This is a genomic window from Pseudomonas psychrophila (assembly GCF_001043005.1).
GTDB lineage: Bacteria > Pseudomonadota > Gammaproteobacteria > Pseudomonadales > Pseudomonadaceae > Aquipseudomonas > Aquipseudomonas psychrophila.
The window spans coordinates 1-612 of the sequence record NZ_JYKZ01000080.1 but is presented as its reverse complement, the minus strand read 5'-3'; the positions used below and the strand labels follow the sequence as shown (position 1 = coordinate 612).

1 protein-coding gene is annotated in these 612 nt (G+C 61.1%); it reads left to right on the top strand.

The features are described from left to right. On the top strand, window positions 1–584 hold a 584-nt coding region (gene kdsB, locus TU76_RS24175), incomplete at its 5' end, for a 3-deoxy-manno-octulosonate cytidylyltransferase (RefSeq protein ID WP_048352681.1). Window positions 585–612: the final 28 nt, after the last annotated feature.

Genomic DNA, 612 nt, shown 5'->3' with positions numbered 1-612 from the left:
AGGCGTTTGGCGCTGAAGTGTTAATGACCCGTACTGATCACGAGTCGGGCACCGACCGCTTGGCCGAAGTGGTGACGCAACTGGGCCTGGCCAGCGATGCCATTGTGGTCAATGTCCAGGGTGACGAGCCGCTGATTCCGCCGCAGGTGATCGATCAGGTAGCGGTCAATCTGGCCGCTCACAGCGAGGCGAGCATGGCGACCCTGGCAGAGCCGATCGAAGACGTTGAAACCCTCTTCAACCCGAATGTGGTCAAGGTGGTCAGCGACATCAATGGGCTGGCCCTGACATTCAGCCGTGCCACGTTGCCGTGGGCCCGTGATGACTTCGCCCGGCAGCCTGACGTGTTGCCGGCGGGCGTGCCATACCGTCGCCATATCGGCATCTACGCATATCGGGCAGGTTTCCTGCACGATTTTGTGGGCTGGGGCCCTTGCTGGCTGGAGAATACCGAGCGTCTCGAACAATTACGGGCGTTGTGGCATGGGGTGCGGATACACGTGGCAGACGTGCTCGAAGCACCGCCTGCGGGCGTTGATACGCTCGAAGATCTTGAGCGCGTTCGGCGTTTGTTGGAGGGGTGATGGGTCATACCCTGAAACCGGCAGACGA